The organism is Archangium violaceum (genome assembly GCF_016859125.1).
Lineage (GTDB): Bacteria > Myxococcota > Myxococcia > Myxococcales > Myxococcaceae > Archangium > Archangium violaceum_A.
The window spans coordinates 5,585,219-5,604,557 of the sequence record NZ_CP069338.1 but is presented as its reverse complement, the minus strand read 5'-3'; the positions used below and the strand labels follow the sequence as shown (position 1 = coordinate 5,604,557).

At 70.3% G+C, this 19,339-nt stretch carries 15 protein-coding genes; 13 read left to right on the top strand and 2 right to left on the bottom strand.

All coding sequences use genetic code 11. From position 1 onward, the window contains the following. The first annotated feature begins 412 nt into the window (after nucleotides 1-412). From JQX13_RS24020 to JQX13_RS23995, 6 genes are all read left to right on the top strand, one after another. Entirely contained in the window at nucleotides 413-1,975 is a 1,563-nt protein-coding gene (locus JQX13_RS24020) for an acyl-CoA carboxylase subunit beta (RefSeq protein WP_203411253.1), read from the top strand. Nucleotides 1,976-2,097: 122 nt separating this feature from the next. Continuing rightward, a complete protein-coding gene (locus JQX13_RS24015; protein WP_203411252.1) occupies nucleotides 2,098-2,730 on the top strand; it encodes a hypothetical protein in 633 nt (210 codons plus the stop codon). Between the two features lie 110 nt (nucleotides 2,731-2,840). Further along, entirely contained in the window at nucleotides 2,841-4,355 is a 1,515-nt protein-coding gene (gene accC / locus JQX13_RS24010) for an acetyl-CoA carboxylase biotin carboxylase subunit (protein WP_203411251.1), read from the top strand. An 80-nt stretch (nucleotides 4,356-4,435) separates the two neighbouring features. Beyond that, nucleotides 4,436-4,945 (top strand): biotin/lipoyl-containing protein, encoded by a 510-nt coding sequence (locus tag JQX13_RS55520; RefSeq protein WP_203411250.1) that lies wholly within the window; start codon nucleotides 4,436-4,438, stop codon nucleotides 4,943-4,945. Between the two features lie 82 nt (nucleotides 4,946-5,027). Next, on the top strand, nucleotides 5,028-6,689 hold the full coding sequence (locus tag JQX13_RS24000; RefSeq protein ID WP_203411249.1) for an acyl-CoA mutase large subunit family protein: 1,662 nt from the start codon (nucleotides 5,028-5,030) through the stop codon (nucleotides 6,687-6,689). A gap of 7 nt (nucleotides 6,690-6,696) precedes the next feature. Continuing rightward, nucleotides 6,697-7,212 (top strand): YfbM family protein, encoded by a 516-nt coding sequence (locus JQX13_RS23995; RefSeq protein ID WP_203411248.1) that lies wholly within the window; start codon nucleotides 6,697-6,699, stop codon nucleotides 7,210-7,212. A 40-nt stretch (nucleotides 7,213-7,252) separates the two neighbouring features. On the opposite strand, the gene JQX13_RS23990 is transcribed toward JQX13_RS23995, so the two are convergent. Then, nucleotides 7,253-8,020 (bottom strand): TSUP family transporter, encoded by a 768-nt coding sequence (locus JQX13_RS23990; protein WP_203411247.1) that lies wholly within the window; start codon nucleotides 8,018-8,020, stop codon nucleotides 7,253-7,255. 86 nt (nucleotides 8,021-8,106) lie between these two features. Between JQX13_RS23990 and JQX13_RS23985 the strand changes: the two genes are divergently transcribed. The 3 genes from JQX13_RS23985 to yhbY all read left to right on the top strand — a co-directional run bounded on the left by JQX13_RS23985 (nucleotide 8,107) and on the right by yhbY (nucleotide 11,940). Continuing rightward, nucleotides 8,107-8,910 (top strand): hypothetical protein, encoded by an 804-nt coding sequence (locus tag JQX13_RS23985; protein ID WP_203411246.1) that lies wholly within the window; start codon nucleotides 8,107-8,109, stop codon nucleotides 8,908-8,910. 81 nt (nucleotides 8,911-8,991) lie between these two features. Continuing rightward, nucleotides 8,992-11,595, top strand: a complete 2,604-nt coding sequence (locus JQX13_RS55515; RefSeq protein ID WP_203411245.1) for a J domain-containing protein — start codon at nucleotides 8,992-8,994, stop codon at nucleotides 11,593-11,595. Nucleotides 11,596-11,649: 54 nt separating this feature from the next. Further along, on the top strand, nucleotides 11,650-11,940 hold the full coding sequence (gene yhbY, locus JQX13_RS23975) for a ribosome assembly RNA-binding protein YhbY (RefSeq protein ID WP_203411244.1): 291 nt from the start codon (nucleotides 11,650-11,652) through the stop codon (nucleotides 11,938-11,940). A gap of 9 nt (nucleotides 11,941-11,949) precedes the next feature. On the opposite strand, the gene JQX13_RS23970 is transcribed toward yhbY, so the two are convergent. Continuing rightward, a complete protein-coding gene (locus JQX13_RS23970) occupies nucleotides 11,950-13,254 on the bottom strand; it encodes a hypothetical protein (RefSeq protein ID WP_203411243.1) in 1,305 nt (434 codons plus the stop codon). Nucleotides 13,255-13,401: 147 nt separating this feature from the next. Here JQX13_RS23970 and purF point away from each other — a divergent pair, with 147 nt between their 5' ends. From purF to JQX13_RS23950, 4 genes are all read left to right on the top strand, one after another. Continuing rightward, nucleotides 13,402-14,799 carry an amidophosphoribosyltransferase gene (gene purF, locus JQX13_RS23965; protein ID WP_203411242.1) on the top strand — a complete coding sequence of 466 codons (1,398 nt, stop codon included), beginning with the start codon at nucleotides 13,402-13,404 and terminating at the stop codon, nucleotides 14,797-14,799. 19 nt (nucleotides 14,800-14,818) lie between these two features. After that, nucleotides 14,819-16,462 (top strand): PAS domain-containing sensor histidine kinase, encoded by a 1,644-nt coding sequence (locus JQX13_RS23960; RefSeq protein WP_203411241.1) that lies wholly within the window; start codon nucleotides 14,819-14,821, stop codon nucleotides 16,460-16,462. Further along, nucleotides 16,459-17,814: a sigma-54-dependent transcriptional regulator gene (locus JQX13_RS23955; RefSeq protein WP_203411240.1), complete on the top strand. Its 1,356-nt coding sequence runs from the start codon at nucleotides 16,459-16,461 to the stop codon at nucleotides 17,812-17,814. The genes JQX13_RS23960 and JQX13_RS23955 overlap by 4 nt, the downstream gene beginning before the upstream one ends. Before the next feature lie 161 nt (nucleotides 17,815-17,975). Further along, complete coding sequence (locus tag JQX13_RS23950; RefSeq protein WP_203411239.1) at nucleotides 17,976-19,319, top strand: TolC family protein; 1,344 nt, start codon at nucleotides 17,976-17,978, stop codon at nucleotides 19,317-19,319. The last annotated feature ends 20 nt before the right edge of the window (nucleotides 19,320-19,339 follow it).

The window sequence follows — 19,339 nt, the reverse complement described above, 5'->3', positions numbered from 1 at the left end:
GCTGCATAGGGATGGTAGCGGGAGCCACCCGCAGCGGCATTTCCACCAGCAACTGAGTCAGGGCGCCCGTGAACTCAGCATTTCCCACCTGCACCGGCTCGAAATCCGAGGACAGCGTGACGAAGACCCTCTCCGCCTCATCAATCACTACCGCCCTCTCAGGCGGTGCCACCGTGACGCATCCCGCCAGCAGCACGCTCGCCACCAGGGCCAACACGCCCATGCGGGGGAAGCAGCAAGTGGCTCGGAGGAACTGGTCGATAACGCGATGGGTCATGTCGCGTACACACTTTCGCCCACACCGCGTCCGGGCGTCTAGAAGTGATGCTCATCCATCGTCCTCCGGGCTTCTCGCCATGCCCCATGCCCCAGGTCCCCCCTCCCGGCCCCAATCGTGCTAGATGCGCGACCCATGGACGGAACCACGGAAAAGGATCCCCTTCGCGCCCGGCTGCAGCAGATGGAGAAGCAGGCCGAGCTGGGCGGTGGCGCTGACCGCATCGCCAAGCAGCACGAGGCCGGCAAGCTCACCGCCCGCGAGCGCATCGACCTGCTGCTCGACCCCGGCTCCTTCACGGAGCTCGACAAGTTCGTCACCCACCGCAGCAACGACTTCGGCATGGGTGACAAGAAGATCCTCGGCGACGGTGTCGTCACCGGCTACGGCACCGTCGAGGGCCGCCAGGTCTTCGTCTTCGCCCAGGACTTCACCGTCTTCGGCGGCTCGCTCTCCGGCGCCTATGCCCAGAAGATCTGCAAGATCATGGACATGGCCATGCGCGTGGGCGCTCCCGTCATCGGCCTGAACGACTCGGGCGGCGCGCGCATCCAGGAGGGCGTCGAGAGCCTCGCCGGCTACGCCGACATCTTCCTGCGCAACACCCTCGCCTCGGGCGTGGTGCCGCAGATCTCCCTCATCCTCGGCCCGTGCGCCGGTGGCGCCGTGTACTCGCCCGCCATCACGGACTTCATCATGATGGTGAAGGACACCTCCTACATGTTCATCACCGGCCCGGACGTCATCAAGACGGTGACGCACGAGGAGGTGACCAAGGAGGACCTGGGCGGCGCGCTGACGCACAACCAGAAGTCCGGCGTGGCGCACTTCGCCGCGGAGAACGAGCAGAGCGCCATCCTCATGACGCGCGAGCTGCTCTCGTTCCTCCCCTCCAACAACCAGGAGGATCCGCCCGCCCAGCCCTGCGACGATGATCCCTTCCGCGCCGAGGAGAGCCTGAAGACGGTCGTCCCCAGCAACCCGAACAAGCCCTACGACATCAAGGAGATCATCCGCGCCGTCGTCGACAACAAGCACTTCTTCGAGGTGCAGGAGCACTTCGCGAAGAACATGGTCGTCGGCTTCGCGCGCATGAACGGCAAGTCGGTGGGCATCGTGGCCAACCAGCCCGCGGTACTGGCGGGCTGCCTCGACATCGACGCGAGCGTGAAGGCCGCGCGCTTCGTGCGCTTCTGCGACTGCTTCAACATCCCGCTCATCACCCTGGTGGACGTGCCCGGATTCCTGCCTGGCACCGACCAGGAGTGGGGGGGCATCATCACCCACGGTGCCAAGCTGCTCTACGCCTTCGCCGAGGCCACCGTCCCCAAAATCACCCTCATCACCCGCAAGGCCTACGGCGGTGCCTACGACGTGATGGCGTCCAAGCACATCCGCGCGGACATCAACTACGCCTACCCCACGGCGGAGATCGCCGTCATGGGCCCCGAGGGCGCGGTCAACATCATCTTCCGCAACGAGCTGCAGAAGGCCGCGGACGCCAACGCCGAGCGCACCCGCCTGGTGAACGACTACCGCGAGAAGTTCGCCAACCCCTTCAAGGCGGCCGAGCTGGGCTACATCGACGAGGTCATCCGCCCCGAGGAGACGCGCGCCAAGGTCATCCGCGCCCTGGAGATGCTCAAGAACAAGCGCCAGGAGAACCCGCCGCGCAAGCACGGCAACATCCCGCTGTAGTCCCGGAAGCAGGCAGGCGAGCGGGCCTCTTCTCCCGGAAGAAGACAGAACGCCTCCCCCAGGAAATTTTGGGGGGGGCGTTCGTGCTTGAAGGAGCGCACCAGATTTAAGGAGCCCCTCTTTTGTCTCAACCCCGCCTCGTCCTCTTCCTCGCCGACATCGAAGGCAACCTCACCGCCCTTCGCCAGACGCTCTCCCGGGCGTGTGAGACCGCGAATGTCCCCATGCCAGAGGTGCGCTGGGTGGAGTCCGCGACCGCCCTGGCCGACGCCGGCTGGCGCGTGGCCGAGCTGAAACTCACCCCCTCCGGTGGCAAGGCCGTCCCCGAGGACCACCTGGACTCCCTCGTGCGCGCCGTGGCTCGCGACTTCCGCGACCAGGCCGTGGGCCTCTACACCGACAAGGTGGGCAGCTATGGCCGCGCCTCCCTGAGCGAGCCGGGCCGCCCCTCCCGCTCCCTCGAGGGTGAGTACATCGACGTGGTGCGTCAAACCGCGCGCTGGCTGGGCCTGGAGGCCCCCGTGCTCGGCCGCCTGCTCGATGGTGGAGTAACCGCCCGCAACCTGCTCGCCGCGGCCGTGGACTTCGGCGGTGACGAGCCCCATGCCCCCGCTCCCACCAAGGGCAAGAAGGGCCAGCACCCGGCGGAGCAGCCCCCCGCTCCTCCCGAGCCGGACGAGGATGACCGCTTCGTCGAGGCCAAGCTGAGCGAGGCCCGCAGGCTGATGGAGCAGTACCTCAGCCACCGCAAGTAGTCGTCAGGAGCTACAGGCTCCGAGTAGTAGAGCGTATTGGCGGACAGGGTGGTGCCCTGGCCGCCAACGTGCTCGCCGGGCACCTGCTCCCCTGTGCTAAAGGGAGCCCCATGCCCAAGATCCGCAAAATCCTCGTCGCCAACCGCGGCGAGATCGCCGTCCGGGTGATGCGCACCTGCAAGGAGCTCGGCATCTCCACGGTGGCGGTCTACTCCGAGGCGGACCGCTCCGCCCTGCATGTCCGCACCGCCGACCAGGCCGTCCTGGTGGGTCCCCCGCCCTCGCGCGAGAGCTACCTCGTGCAGGAGCGGATTCTGGAGGCCGCCAGACAGACCGGCGCGGACGCCATCCACCCCGGCTATGGATTCCTCTCGGAGAACGCGTCCTTCGTGCGCGCGTGCGAGAAGGCCGGCATCACCTTCATCGGCCCGCCCGCCTCGGCCATGGACGCCATGGGCGAGAAGACGCGTGCCCGGCAGAACATGATCAAGGCCGGCGTCCCCGTGGTGCCCGGCACCGCCGAGCCCATCGCCACCGTCGAGGAGGCCCGCGCCTACGCCGAGAAGATCGGCGTGCCGGTGATGCTCAAGGCCGCCGGTGGTGGTGGTGGCAAGGGCATGCGCAAGGTGGAGCGGATGGAGGACTTCGAGTCCTCCTGGCGCGCCGCCAAGAGCGAGGCGATGAACGCCTTCGGCAACGACGCGGTCTACATCGAGAAGTACCTCGAGAAGCCGCACCACGTGGAGATCCAGGTGTTCGCCGACCAGTACGGCAACACCATCCACCTCAACGAGCGCGAGTGCTCGGCGCAGCGCCGCCACCAGAAGGTGGTGGAGGAGACGCCCAGCCCCATCCTCTCGCCGGAGCTGCGCGCGAAGATGGGCGAGGTGGCGGTGAAGGCCGCCAAGGCCGTGGGCTACGTGGGCGCGGGCACGGTGGAGTTCCTCGTCGACGTGCACCGCAACTTCTACTTCCTGGAGATGAACACCCGCCTCCAGGTGGAGCACCCGGTGACGGAGTGGGTGACGGGGCTGGACCTGGTGGCCTGGCAGATCAAGGTCGCCGAGGGCGAGAAGCTCCCGTACACCGAGGCGCCCAGGCCGAACGGGCACTCCATCGAGGTGCGCATCTACGCGGAGGACCCCGCGCGCAACTTCATGCCGAGCCCGGGCCGCATCAACTACCTGCGCGTGCCGGGTGGCCCGTACATCCGGGATGACTCGGGCGTGTTCCCCGGGTACACGGTGCCCAACGTCTATGATCCGATGATTTCGAAGCTGTCCGTGTGGGCCCCCACGCGGCGCGAGGCCATCGAGCGGGCGAAGCGGGCGCTGGGCGAGTACGTGGTGAAGGGCATCACCACCAACGTGCGCTACCTCAAGGGAATCCTCTCGCACCCGGAGTTCGTCGAGGGCGACTACGACACGAGCTTCCTCACGCGCGAGCACGAGACGCTGCTGGGCAAGGGCGAGGATCCGCAGCTGACCGAGGCCGCGCTGCTGGCGAGCGTGGTGTACGCGTACCAGAGGGATCAGAAGCGGGCGAAGACCCTCACCCAGACGTCGTCCCAGGGCGGCAAGGGTGGCATCTCCGCGTGGCGGCTGTCGGGCCGCCGCTGGCGCTAAACCGTCAACTCCCTCTCCCCCTGGGAGAGGGCCGGGGTGAGGGTCTCTGGCCCTCCCCCGTGCAACCGGGACGAATTCCCATGCGTTACTTCGCGAAGCTGCAGGGACAGAAGGAAGCGGTGCCGGTGGACATCGAGCCGGCCGGAGAGAACCGCTTCAAGCTCACGCACAACGGGAAGACCTTCCTCGTGGACGCGCTGACGTTGGATCACGGCGCGGTGTCCATGCTGGTGGATGGGCACTCCTACGGCGTCGAGTTCGACGAGCAGGGCGACGAGGTGCAGGTGTTGGTGCGGGGGCAGGTGACGCGCATCGACGTGGCGGACGAGCGCCGGCTGCGCCTGCGCGCGGGCTCGGCGGGCTTCTCGGTGGAGGGCAAGCAGGTCATCGCCGCCCCCATGCCGGGCAAGGTGGTGAAGGTGCTGGTGAAGCTGGGCGACGAGGTGAAGGAAGGTCAGGGCCTGGTGGTTGTCGAGGCGATGAAGATGGAGAACGAGCTGAAGAGCCCCAAGGCCGGCAAGGTGGTGGAGCTGCCCGCCAAGGAAGGCACCGCGGTGGAGATCAACGCGAAGCTCGTGGTCGTCGAGTAGACCGGACGTAGACCCTCACCCCCTCCCCACTCCCAGGGGGAGAGGGTGTGCTCTCCCGAAAGGGAGAGGGAGAGAGGACCCCATGGCAGACACGAAGGCGGACAAGGCCCGTTGGCGGCAGAAGACGTACGAGAAGGCCAAGGGCAAGGCCGGCGAGCGCTACCCGGAGTTCCGTACCTCCAGCGGCCTCACGATGGAGCCGCTCTACACCCCCGATGACGTCGAGGGGGAGTACGGGGAGAAGCTGGGCTTCCCGGGCGAGTACCCCTTCACCCGCGGCGTGCAGCCCACCATGTACCGGGGCCGCTTCTGGACGATGCGCCAGTACGCGGGCTTCGGCACCGCCGAGGACGCCAACAAGCGCTACCACTACCTGCTCCAGTCCGGACAGACGGGACTGTCGGTTGCCTTCGATCTGCCCACGCAGATGGGCCGCGACGCGGACCACCCACGCGCGCACGGCGAGGTCGGCAAGGTGGGCGTCTCCATCTCCTCGCTGCAGGACATGGAGGTACTGCTCAAGGGGATTCCCCTGGACCAGGTGTCCACGTCGATGACCATCAACGCCACCGCCCCCATCCTCCTGTGCCTGTACGCGGCGGTGGGTGAGAAGAACGGCGTGGCGCTCGAGCAGCTCTCCGGCACCGTCCAGAACGACATCCTCAAGGAGTACATGGCGCGCGGGACGTACATCTACCCGCCGGGGCCCTCGCTGCGCCTCATCACCAACCTCTTCGCCTTCTGCGCGAAGCGGGTGCCCAAGTGGAACCCCATCTCCATCAGCGGCTACCACATCCGCGAGGCCGGCAGCACCGCGGCGCAGGAGATCGCCTTCACGCTGGCCGACGGCATCGCCTACGTGGACGCGGCGCTCAAGGCGGGGCTGGAGGTGGATGAGTTCGCCGGCCGGCTCTCCTTCTTCTTCAACGTCCACAACAACTTCCTGGAGGAGATCGCCAAGTTCCGCGCGGCGCGCCGGCTGTGGGCGCGCATCATGAAGGAGCGCTTCAAGGCGAAGGATCCTCGCTCGATGATGCTGCGCTTCCACTCGCAGACGGCGGGCAGCACGCTCACCGCGCAGCAGGTGGACAACAACGTGGTGCGCGTGGCCCTTCAGGCGCTCGCGGCGGTGATGGGCGGCACCCAGTCGCTGCACACCAACAGCCGGGACGAGGCACTCGCGCTGCCGTCCGAGGAGTCCGCCCGGCTGGCGCTGCGCACCCAGCAGGTCATCGCCTACGAGTCGGGCGTGGCCGACGTCATCGACCCGATGGGCGGCTCGTACGTGGTGGAGCGGCTCACGGACGAGCTGGAGGCCAAGGCCGAGGACTACATCCGCCGCATCGACGAGATGGGTGGCATGGTCGAGGCCATCGCCAAGGGCTACCCGCAGGGCGAGATCCAGGACGCGGCCTACGAGGCCCAGCGCGACGTGGAGCAGAAGCGCACCGTCGTGGTGGGCGTGAACCAGTTCCAGGTGAAGGAGCCGCCGCCCTCGGGGCTGCTGCGCGTGGACGAGACGGTGGAGCGCACGCAGCTCGAGCGCATGAAGAAGCTGCGCGCCGAGCGCGACAACGCCACGGCCCAGCGCACGGTGGACGCGCTGCGCAAGGCGGCGGCCAACCCGGACGAGAACCTCATCCCGCTCATCCTCGACGCGGTGAAGGCCTACGCGACGCTGGGCGAGATCTCCGACGCCATGCGCGACGTCTTCGGAGAGCACCGCGAGCACGTGGTGCTGTGAGGGGCCCATGGAGATGCTCTGCACACTGCGCAGCCTGACGGAGAACCAGCGCCAGAAGCTGCTCGAGCACCCCGACAGGCTCGAGGACTTCATCGATGACGAGGAGGACTTCGGGGACACGGAGGGCGCGCGCTTCCTGGACCTCGACATCGGCGAGACGTGGCACGGTCTTCAGTACCTGCTGACCGGCACGGCCTGGGAGGGCAAGGCACCGCTGGACTTCCTGGTGCGCGGGGGCGAGGACGTGGGCGACATCCCCTCGGACGAGGGCACCGCGCGCGTCTTCACCGCCGCGCAGGTGAAGGAGCTCGCCAAGGCCCTCGACGCCCTGTCCGAGAGCACGCTGCGCAAGCGCTACGATCCAGCGCGGCTGCAGGAGGAGGACATCTACCCGGGCTTCTGGGAGGAGCCGCCGCCCGACCTGGACCCGGAGGAGGAGCTCTTCTCCTACTTCGAGGAGCTGAAGAAGTTCACGGCCGCCGTGGCGAAGCGCGGCCACGGCCTGCTCGTGTTCATCGGCTGAGCGGGCGCGGGCGGCACGGGACGAGGGGCCACGCCGCCCCTCACCCGGCGAACACGTCGCGACCCAGCTTGAGGACGAGCGCCACCACCACCAGCAGCACCACCTTGCGCACCAGCTTGTCGCCCCCACGCACGGCCATGTGCGCGCCGATCCACGCGCCGGTGAACTGGGCCGCCGCCATGGGCAGCGCCACGTGCCACAGCACCACGCCTCGATAGGCGAAGAGCGCCACCGCCGCCACGTTCGTCGCGAAGTTCACCACCTTCGCGTCCGCCGAGGCCCTCGTCAGCCCGTGCCCCAGCAGCCCCGAGAAGGCGATGATGAGGAACGTCCCCGTCCCCGGCCCGAAGAAGCCGTCATAGGTGCCGATGAGCAGCGCGATGACCGCGCCCAGCGCGAGCATGCGCTTGAAAGGTGGCTCCGGTCGCTCCCCCGGCGGAGGCCCCCGGCGGAACGCCAGGAACGCGGCCACGATGACCAGCAGCACGAGCACCACCGGCTTGAGGACCTCGGGCCGCATCAGCAGCACCAGCGCCGCGCCGATGAACGATCCCACCAACCCCAGCGGAAAGGTGATGGCCGCGAGCTTCCCGCTCAGCAGTCCCGCCCGCCAGAAGCGCACCAGCGCCGCGAACGCGCCGAACACGGACTGGCCCTTGTTGGTGCCCAGCACCACGTGCGTCGGCAGGCCGGTCGCCAGCAAGGCGGGCAGCGTGACGAGCCCTCCTCCTCCTGCAATGGCATCCACCACACCGGCCGTCAGGGCCGCGACACACAACAGGACGATTTCGAGCGAAGTCACTTCCACGAGCGGGCACCTACCATGTCCAAAGCTTGCGCGCGCGCCGACTCTGGGCGTCAATTCGGGGACACGTCCCCCGCCGAGGTCCCATCGTGCTCGCGTCTCTCGTTTCCGTGATGACCCTCGCGCTGCTGTCCGCCGCGCCCCCTGACCCGAAAGGTCCCACCTGCCGATCCATCGACGGGCAGGTGGCGTGCGGCTACCAATGCAAGTCGGACGGACAGCGCGTGCGGTGCGCGCAGACGCCCCAGGGCTCCTGCCAGGTCATCGACGGCCAGGCCATCTGCTTCGACCCACCCGCCTACATCGTCCGCATCTACGGTGACGCGCTGCCCCCTCCCGAGTGCAAGGCCATCGACGGACAGGTGGCCTGCGGCTACCAGTGCGCCACGCAGTTCGGCAAGGTGAAGTGCGCGCGCACCCCGGCGGGCATCTGCACCGGCCGCAACGACGAGCTCGTCTGCTTCGATCCGCCCCCCGAGGTGTACGCCGTCTATGGCCGCGAGACGCCTCGCTCCGAGTGCCGGGGCTACGGCACGGACGTCGCCTGTGGTTACAAGTGCACCCTCGGCGCCGGAAAGGTGGCCTGCAGCAAGACGCCCCAGGGCATCTGCAAGAGCGATGGCATGCGGCTGGACTGCTTCGACCCGCCCGCCCAGGCCTTCTGCTCCTGGGGCAAGTCCCTGCCACCCCTTCAGTGCCAGCTCAGCGACGGCCAGCCCGTGTGCGGCTACGGCTGCACCAAGGCCTATTCCAAGGTGGCCTGCGCCGCCACCCCGAAGGGGATGTGCAAGGTGTTCGACACCGAGGTCCACTGCTTCGACCCGCCGAGCACCCAGGACGCGAACCCGGCCTGCCTGAGCATCCTCGGGCTGGCCTCCCTGGAAACCCCCTGACAGCGCCGCGCCGGGCAGCTTGCTTTCCCTCATCCTGAGACGGGGGTAGGGTGAGGACGCATACAAGGAGCGACATCCGAGATGGCGGAGGGAGACGTCCGGCAATACTTCGTGCGTAACGAGCAGGGGGCCATCTGGGGCCCACTGGCCCTGCCGACCATCGAGCTGCTCATCGATAACGGCGCCATCCAGGGTCGGCTCCAGGTCTCCGAGGACGGCATCAACTTCGCCTTCCCCGGTCGCTTCCCGCACATCCGCGATGCCTTCCCGCGCGAGATGTGGGGCGACGTCGTCCCCCCCGGCCCGAGTGCTCCGGCCACACCACCCGCTGGAGCCATGCCCCCCGGTCCTCAACCGGGCAGGCCTCCCGCGGCGCCCGCGCCGGGGACAGCGCCCTCCGCGGGCCCTGGAGCCATGCCTCGCGGCCCCGGTGCCGTCACCCGGCCTCCCGTGCCCGGAGCAGGAGTGCCCGTGGCGGGCCCGGGTGCCGCCGTCACCCGAGCGCCTGTACCGGGAGTGGGTCTGCCCGTCGCCAAACCGGGTGCCGTCACGCGACCCCCTGTGCCAGGGGCGGGTGTGCCCGTGGCCAACCCCGGTGCCCCCACCGCCGCCCGGCCCGGTGCGCCCGCCGCGGCCCCAGGTGCCCGGCCCGCCGCACCGACCGCGGGTGCCACGGTTCCTGGCGCTCCCGCGGGTGCCGCTCCCGCGAATGCCGCCCGCCCGCCTCCCGCCGTGACGCCCGGGCCCGGCATGCCTGGGACGCCAGCCCCCGCCGCCGCCCAGCGCCCCGCCGCTCCCGGTGCCGCGCCCCACCCCGCTCCTCCGGGAACTCCGCCGGGTGCCGCCGCACGCCCCGCCGCGCCGGGAGCTCCCGCGCAACCCGCTCCCACGGCCGCGCCCGCCTCCGCCGCGACCCCCGCGCCGGGCCCGGAGCAGCTGCCCCCCGCCAGCGGGCAGCTCGAGACGCACTCCCCCGTGCGCCTCTACGGGCTCATCGCCGCCGGCAACCACACGGGTCTGCTCACGCTCACCCTGGCCGACTGCACCGTCAGCATCCACTTCCGCAAGGGCAACCCCGAGTTCATCGACTCCTCCCTCCCCGGGGACGCGCTCGGCACCTGGCTCGTGCAGTCGAAGCTCGTCACCCCGGAGCAACTCCAGCAGGCCGAGGCCGCTCGGGGCCGCTTCGGCGGAGAGGTGCTCGCGGCGCTCTTCGGGCTCGGACTCCTCCAGCCCGCCACCGCCTTCACCCAGCTCGCGCAGCGCGCCCAGAGCATCCTCCTCAAGGGACTGCGCGCCGAATCCGGCTCCTTCACCTTCGAGGCGAAGGACCTGCCCGCCGCCAGGGCGATGCCCCTCGGCAACAAGTGGGCGGTGCTCAGTGAGCTCATCCGCCGCATCCCCAGCGCGGACCTCCGGCGACGGTTGCAGCCCGTGTTGAACCTGCCGGTGATGAAGTCCCAGGGCCGCGTGGCCACCGGAGACCTGCGGCTCACCCCTCACGAGGTGCGCGTGCTCGCCCTCATCGACGGGGTGCGCTCGGCCGGACAGCTCCTCAACGACCTTCCCCAGGACGCCGATCACCTGCTGCGGCTCGTGTTCCTCCTCAAGGAGCTCGAGGGAGTGTCCTTCGCCGCCGTGCGCGCGGCCCCCCAGGCCGCCGCGAAACCGGCCACGCCCCAGGCCGCTCCCGCCGCCCGCCCGGGTACACAGCCGGGTGTCGCCCAGGCCGGTGCCACGCCCCAGGCCCCCGCCGCGAAACCCGCGACACCTCCCGCCGCCGCGCCCCAAGCCGCTGCCGCCGCCCGCCCGGGAACACAGCCGGGTATCGCCCAGGCCCCCGCCGCGAAACCGGCCACGCCTCCGAGCGCCGCCGCACCGCAGGCGCCTCGTCCGGCGGCTCCCGCGCCCACCGCGGCTCCGGCCGCGAAACCCGCCACGCCCGCCCCAGCAGCCCAGGCCCCTGCTCCCGCCGCCGCTGCCCCGGGCTCCGCTCCAGGCTCCAACGAGCTCCCCGCGCTCCGGGAGCTGGCCGCGAAGCTCAAGGAGCAGAACCACTTCGAGCGCCTGGGCCTGGGTGCCGACACCAACGGCCCGGCGGTGAAGATCGCCTACTTCAAGCTGGCCAAGCAGTACCACCCGGACACGCTGCCTCCAGGCGCGCCTCCGGAGATGGAGAAGCTCAAGGCCGACATCTTCGCGTATATCGGGGATGCCTACCGCACGCTCTCGGACGACAAGAGCCGCGCCGCGTACATCGAGGAGCTCAAGAACGGCGGCAGCGGCGAGGCCCAGGTGGACATCGAGTCCATCCTCAAGAGCGAGGAGCTCTTCCGCAAGGCGGGCATCTACATCAAGGCCCGGAAGTTCGCCGAGGCGGCCAGGCTGCTCGACGAGGCCATCGCGCTCAACCCCGAGGAGCCCGAGTTCTTCGCCTGGCGCGGCTACACCCGCTTCTTCACCTTCGAGGACAAGAAGACGGGCTACAACGAGGCCTACCGCGACATCCAACACTGTCTGAAGAAGAACGAGAAGGTCGCCTCCGCGCACTACTTCCTGGGTGTCATCGCCAAGCTGTGCGGCGACAACAGCGGCGCGCTGAAGCACTTCCAGAAGACGGTGGAGGTTCAGCCAAATCACATCGACGCGCAGCGGGAGATCCGCATGGCCCAGCAAAAGAAGTAGGGTGCGCGAGCCGGGAGCGCGCCACGTGCTCCCCCATACACGAGGAGAAGTCCCTTGCCGTTGACCGGAAAACAGCGCCGCCAGCTCCGCGCGCTGGGACACCACCTGGAGCCAGTCGTCATCGTGGGCCAGTCGGGCGTCACCGAGGGCGTCATCGCCGCAGTCGAGCAGGCGCTCCAGGATCACGAGCTCATCAAGGTGAAGATCAACGAGGGCCCGGAGGACCGTCACGAGGCCGCCGAGAAGCTCTCCCAGGGCACCAACGCCGAACTGGTCCAGCTCCTGGGCCGCACCGCCCTGCTCTTCAAGAAGCGGGAAGAGGACTCGGAGTTCGACGATCTCTGAGCGGCGCCCTCAGGGTGTGAAACCCGCGGCCCGGGCGGCCAGGTCGGCCCCCGCGCCCAGGCGCTCCAGCAGCACGGGGCCGAAGTACTGGTGACGGGCCTCGCCCTGGTTCGTCTCCACCTTCTCGGCGGTCTCCACGTAGCCCAGGTAGCCGTCCGCCAGCCCCAGCACCCCCGTGGCGCCCGTGCGCCGCACCAGCTCGGCCCCCGCGCCCACCGTGGGCTCGCCCGGCACCAGCAGCAGCTCCAGGGGCCCCAACACCAGCGCGCCCATCTCCGACGTCCGCGAGGACGACGCGCACAGGAAGTTGTCCCCCGCCGCCCGCGAGAACGACGGCACCAGCCGCGAGGCGTCCGGCCTCGGCAGCGCCACGTCCACCCGCGCGAAGGCCAGCCTCGAGCTCCCGGCCGCCACCGGCACCGCCTGCTCGGCCAGCTTCGACACCGCACGCGCGAAGGACAGCGCCCGCTCCGCGCCCTCGCCATCGCCGTAGGACACCGAGACGTTGCCCACCGTCCCCTGTAGCACCAACGTCACCCCACCCTGCTCCTCGCGCAGCTGGCTCAGACGCCCTGGCCAGTCCGTGTCCACCAGGGCCCGGTCCCTCGGGAGGATCGTGGGGTGCGCGGCGAAGATCAGCAGTTCCGCCACGGGTCCCTCCGCGCCTCGAAGCACCGCGCGGGTCAGCGCCCCATCCGGAAGCTCGCCGCCCGCGCGCGAACGTACCAGCGCGCCCTCCCGCGCCTCGCCCACCTCCAGGGAGACCTCGGTGAGCCGCGCCGCGGCCTGACGCAGCGCCTCGGTGGCACCCACCACCGCCGCCTCCCGCGCGTCCTTGCGGAAGCGGCCGGTGCCCGCGAGCTGCGACACCATCCGTGTGTCGTATCCCCCGAAGGACGAGTGCGGGTGCGCGGCCGTCACCACCACCCCCTGGAGCCCCAGGCCGGCGGTCCGTTCACGCACCTCGGCCACGAGCTCGTCGGGCACCAGCAGCAGCTCCAGCGACACCAGCCCCACCTTCACGTCCCCCGAGGACAGCACCACGGCCCGCGCCTGGGGCATGGGGTCCGCCCGGCTGGCCTCCGGTCGAGGAGGCCCATAGCCCGCCACCACCACCGGAAAGGGGGGAATCAGGGGCACCCTCGCCGCCCCGGCCTTCAAGGGGCCCTCGGCGTGGACCTCCCCGAGCACCACGGGCTCCCGCTCGGTCCACCGGCCACACCAGTTCCAGGACGCGAGCGCGTACGCCGATCCGATGGTCAGGAGCACGAGGGGTAGCAGGGAGGGCAGCAGTCGCCGCCGCCGGGAAGACATGCGGGATGGAAGCCTACCTCCAACCGGGGAATTCCGGGGGCCTGGACGGCCGGTTACCTCCTGGAGACATCAGCCGGCGGAATACCCACGAACAAGGCAACCGTTCTCCAGTTCCGTTCGGACCTCGAAGGGGATAAGGCACGCGCCATGTGTGGGATCTTCGGAATTGTCGGTCACCCAGAGGCCTCCAACCTGACGTATCTCGGCCTGCACGCGCTGCAGCACCGCGGGCAGGAGTCCGCGGGCATCGTCGCATCGGATGGGCATAGCCTTCGCGCCCACCGGGAGATGGGCCTCGTCGCGGACATCTTCACCGCGCCCGTGCTCGAGAAGCTGCCGGGCGCCGCGGCCATCGGCCACGTGCGCTACTCCACGGCGGGCGGCAGCCAGCTCAAGAACGCCCAGCCCCTCTCGGTGGAGTACGTGGGCGGCCACATGGCCGTGGCCCACAACGGCAACCTCGTCAACGCGCAGGAGCTGCGCACCGCGCTCGAGGCCGACGGAGCCATCTTCCAGTCGGACGCGGACACCGAGGTCATCGTCCACTTCATCGCCCGCTCCAAGCAGCCCACCTTCGAGCAGAAGGTCGTCGAGGCGCTCACCAAGGTGAAGGGGGCCTACAGCATCCTCTTCCTCACCGAGAACAAGCTGGTGGCGGCGAGAGACCCCTACGGCTTCCGCCCGCTGGTGCTCGGCAAGCTGAAGAACAGCTGGGTGCTGGCCAGCGAGACGACGGCGCTGGATCTCATCGAGGCGGAGTTCATCCGCGAGCTCGAGGCCGGCGAGATGGTGGTCATCGACGAGACGGGCCTGCGCTCCAGCCAGCCCTTCCAGCCCACGCGGCTGGGCCGGTGCATCTTCGAGCACGTGTACTTCGCCAAGCCGGACTCGGTGCTGTTCGGCACGAGCGTGTACGAGACGCGCAAGGAGCTGGGGCGGCAGCTGGCGAAGGAGCAGCCGGCGCCCGGAGCGGACCTGGTCATCGCGGTGCCGGACTCGGGCGTGCCCGCGGCCATCGGCTACGCCCAGGCGAGCGGGATTCCCTACGACGTGGGCCTCATCCGCAGCCACTACGTGGGCCGCACCTTCATCGAGCCCCAGCAGTCCATCCGCCACTTCGGCGTGAAGCTGAAGCTGTCGGCGGTGCGCCAGGTGCTCAAGGGCAAGCGCGTGGTGGTGGTGGACGACTCCATCGTGCGCGGCACCACCAGCCGGAAGATCGTGAAGATGCTCAAGGCCGCGGGCGCGGTGGAGGTGCACCTGCGCATCTCCTCGCCGCCCACGCAGTGGCCCTGCTACTACGGCATCGACACGCCGAGCCGGCAGGAGCTCATCGCCTCCAGCCACAGCGTGGAGGAGATCGCCCGTTACGTGACGGCGGACTCGCTGGGCTACATCTCCCAGGAAGGCCTGGGCACCGCGGTGGGAGACCGGGAGCGCGCCACCTTCTGCACGGCCTGCTTCTCCGGCAAGTACCTGACGGGCGACCTCAACACGAGCGCCCCGCCGGCGGAGTCCGCTCCGAAGCTCGCCATCATCGCCTGAGGCGCCTCCCCTCCCGGCGATGGAGAACGCCTCCCAGCCCGAGCACCTGCGCGCGGAGCGACAGTTCGCTCGCTCCGTGCTCGCGGGCCTCCTGCTGCTCGGACTGGTCGCCATCGCCGGACCGCTGCTCTCCTACCGCAGCGACGTCCACGAAGCGCACAGCCAGTTCCAGGACCGTCTCAATCGCGAATCGCGCGTGTACTCCGATGCGATCGGCCTGCACCTGAAGCTGCTCAAGTCCGAGCTCGAGCGGGTCTCCCTGGGTCTCGGTCCCGAGATGCAGGAGGAGCGGGCCACGGAGGACATGCTGGACCTCACCTCCCCGGAAACCGGCATCTTCCGTCAGGGAGTCGTCCTGCTGGATGCCACGGGGAAGCCCCGCTGGAGCGAGCCACCCCAGCTGCTCGATGCCGGCGGCTCCCTGCGTGACCGCCCCTGGTTCCAGCGCGCGCTGAACCAGCAGACCGCCTCCGTGGACGCACTCCATCCCGGTTCGTCCACCTTCGTCGTCGCCATCCCCGTGGTGCGCAACGGCAGGACGGCCGGCCTCCTCGTGGGCCTGCTCGACGCGGAGGTGGAGGTCCCCGGCTCGCGCCCCTCGAGCCAGTACCTGACCCTCCTCGTGCTCAACCGCGCGGGAGCTCTCTTCATCCCCCGCTCCCCTCCCGCCTGGGCCACCGCGCCGGGCTTCGCCGGGAAGGTGGAGACGATGCTGCGCGAAGGCGGCCAACGACTGGAGACGGGCCACGGTGAGGTGTTCGCCTGGGCCACGTCCATCCCGGGTACGGACCTGAGGTTGGTACTCGCCGGTGACGAGAGCATCCCCCTCGCCCCCATCCGGAGCCGGCTGCTGGTGCAACTGCTCACCCTCGCCGTGCTGCAGCTGGGCACGCTGCTCCTCTTCAGCCTGCACTGGCGGCGCGTCTACCGGCTCTTCCTGGAGATGGAGCGGCGCGCGGCGGAGAAGGAGACGATGGCCGCGCTCGGCTCGGCGGCGAGCCTCATCGCCCACGAGGTGAAGAACTCCCTCAACGGCATCAAGGTAGCAGTGGGCACCCTCCCGCCCTCCGAGGAGCACGGGCTGGCGGTGCACACGCTGCGCGGACAGGTAGACAGGCTGGCCCACCTGGCCACCTCGCTGCTGCACTTCGGCAAGCCGCCGCGCGTGCAGTACATGCCCGTGGATCTGCCGCACCTGGTCCGCGAGGTGCTCGACGGCCTGCGAGTGCTGCCCGAGGCAGAGGAAGTGCGCGTGGAGGCCAACCTGGACGGAGAGTTGCTCCTCTCGGGAGACCCGCTGCTGCTGGCCACCGCGATGGACAACCTGGTGCGCAACGCCATGGAAGCGGCCGTGGCCGCCAAGGACCTGGGGCGGATCACCTCGCCCGAGGTGAGGGTGAACGTGCGTCAGGAGGACGGCGAGGCAGTGGTGGAGGTGGAGGACAACGCCGGAGGGCCGCCCCCCGGATTCGAGGCCCGGCTCTTCGAGCCCTTCGTCACCACCAAGCCCAGGGGAGTGGGGTTGGGGCTGTCCATGACCCGGCGCGCACTGGAGCAACAGGGCGGGCGTCTGACATTCACCCGCCTCCCGGGCGGCAGCCGCTTCACCCTGCGCATGAGCGTGCGGCCCCCTCCGAAAGACATCCAGGAGCAGACGACATGAGCGTACCCCTCCTCTTCGTCGATGATGACCGGGCCTTCTCCTCGATGGGCGCGGCGGCCCTGCAGCGCGAGGGCTACTCCGTCACCCTGGCGCGCTCGCTGCACGAGGCCCGCGCCGCGCTCGGACGGCTCACCCCCGCCCTGGTGGTGTTGGACCGGCGGCTGCTGGACGGAGACGGGCTCACCTTCCTCCCCGAGCTGAAGGCCCAGGCGCCTGGCGCGGCGGTGGTGATGGTGACGGCGCATGGGGACATCGCCAGCGCGGTGGACGCGATGCGCGCGGGGGCCGTGGACTACGTGGCCAAGCCGGTGGAGCTGGCCGACCTGGTGCTCCGCGTGCGCCGGGCCCTGGACACGGGGCGCTTGAAGGAGCGACTGGCCGCCGCCGAGGCGGAGCTCTCCGGACGGCGCCGGCTCGTCCCCCCCGCCTCGGCCGCGATGCAGCGGGTGCTGGCCGCGCTGGAGCGCATCGCCGCCTCGCCGCGCAGCGCCGTGCTCCTGCTGGGCGAGACGGGCGTGGGCAAGGAGATGCTCGCCCGCCACCTGCATGACGTCTCCTCGCGAGGAGAGGACGCGCCCTTCGTCCACGTCAACTGCGCGGCCCTGCCCGAACAGACGGTGGAGAGCGAGCTGTTCGGCCACGAGAAGGGCGCCTTCACCGACGCGCGCACCGCCCGCCGCGGCCTGGTGGAGGTCGCCCATGGGGGCACGCTCTTCCTCGACGAGGTGGGCGAGCTGCCCCTTCCCCTGCAGGCCAAGCTGCTCACCTTCCTCGACTCGGGCCGCTTCCGGCGCCTGGGCGGCACCACCGAGCACTCCAGCAGCGCGCGCATCGTCGCCGCCACCAATCGCGACCTGCCGGGCCTCATGGCCCACGGTGGGTTCCGCGAGGACCTGTGGTTCCGCCTGAGCGTCTTCCGCATCGACATTCCCCCGCTGCGCGAGCGGCGCGAGGACATCCTTCCCCTGGCCGAGGGCCTCCTCGCCCACCTGCGCCGGGAGCTCGGGCGACGGGAGGCCGTGCTCAGCGTGCAGGCCCGGGCCCGGCTCCAGGCCTACGCCTTCCCCGGCAACGTGCGCGAGCTGCGCAACCTCCTCGAGCGCGCGCTGGTGATGGAGCCCGGACCGGAGCTCCAGCTGGACGTGCTGGCGGGCGCGAAGCCCACCACGGCTCCGGCCCCCACGGAGGACCCGGAGCACTTCGTCCTCCCCGCCCCACCCCGCCCGATGGAGGACGTGGAGCGTGCCTACGCCCGCTGGACGCTCGAGCGCCTGGGGGGCCGGCGCGTGGAGGCCGCCAGGGTGCTCGGCCTCGCCTACGCCACGTTCCTCAAGCGGCTCGGGGAGGAGTGAGCGCCCGATTGCAGAATCTGCAATGGCAGGATTTTGAATTCCGGCCCGCCATGCGAGGTCCTGGAATGCCTTCGAGAACGTAAGGCCTCGAAACCACTCGGAATGAAGCGGGCACGTGACTTGCCCAGGGGCTCTCCCGAACTCCACCGGGAGCCTCTTCCGTGCGCCGTGTTCCACCGCTTCTCCTCTCCTGCCTGCTGCTCGGGGCCCCCACCGCCCCCGCCTCATCCGGGCCCGCCACCCCGCCAGCCCCTGCTTCCACACAGGCCCCGCTCGCCCTGGCCTCGCTGCCGGACGAGGACGGCCTGGCCGCGCTGCTGTGGGCACACTCCCCCGGGTTCGCCACCGCCCGGGCCCGGATCGCCTCCGCCCGAGCGGACCTGGTGCGGGCCGGGCAACTTCCCAACCCCGAGCTGGACCTCTCCTGGAACACGCTCCCCGTGGGCCCCACCAACCCACCGGGCCTGGACCGGCTGCGGGACGTGCCCAACTACCAGGTGGGACTCTCGCAGCTCATCGAGCTGGGCAAACGAGGCCCCCGGCAGGACTCCGCGCGCGCCGCGCTGGCCGCCACCGCCCTGGACGTGCTGGCCGACCTGCGTGAGCGCACCTACGAGCTGCTGGAGAGCGCGGCGGAGGTGGCCACCTCGGAGGTGCGCCTGGCCGAGCTGGAGACACTGGCCGCGGACGCTGCGCGGCTGACGGAGTTGCAGCGCGCCCGCCAGCGGCAGGGAGACACCGCGGGCCTGGACGTGGACCGGGCCGTGCTGGAGGAGACGCAGCTCCAGGGTCAGCTCGCCGAGGAACACAGCCGCCTGTCCAACGCACTGCTGACGTGCTCACGGCTCTCGGGCCTCGCGTGCACGCCCTTCGGTGGCCGGGAAGCAGCGGCGGCATTCCTCGCCTCGCGCCTGTCCCGCGCTCCCGGTCCCTCCTCGGTCCCACAACGGCCGGATCTGCGCGCACTGGAAGCGCAGCAACGGAGCGCCCAAGCCGCCCTCACCCTCGCACGACGACGGTGGCTGCCGGATCCCACGGTGCGCGCCGGCTATGTCCACGACCGGTTCGTCGAATCGGGCAACCAGAAGAACTCCTTCTTCGTCGGCCTCTCCTTCCCGCTGCCGCTGTTCGAGCGCGGGCAGGCGGACGCGCTGGCCGCGAGCGCCCAGGCCGAAGCCGCGGAGCAGGCCCGCTCGCGGCTCGGCGCCCAGGCCGAACGCGACGAGCAGTCCCTCACCACCCAGCTCGAGGCCGTGGCGGCGCGGCGTGAGCGCGTGCGCAACCAGACGCTGCCCCTGGCCGCCGACCTGGTGCAACGGCTGGAGGCCGCGGTGAAGGCCGGCGGCGCCTCGCTCCAGGACCTGCTCTTCGCCCGGCGCACCTACGGCCAGGTCCTGATGGATGCCGCCGAGCTCGATCTCACCGCCTTCCACCTCTCGGTGGCGCTGGACCGCGTCCGCGCCGCCGGCCCCAAGGCCCCGCCCGAGCTGGGCGAACGCCTCTAACCCCCTTCCCCTCATCTGGA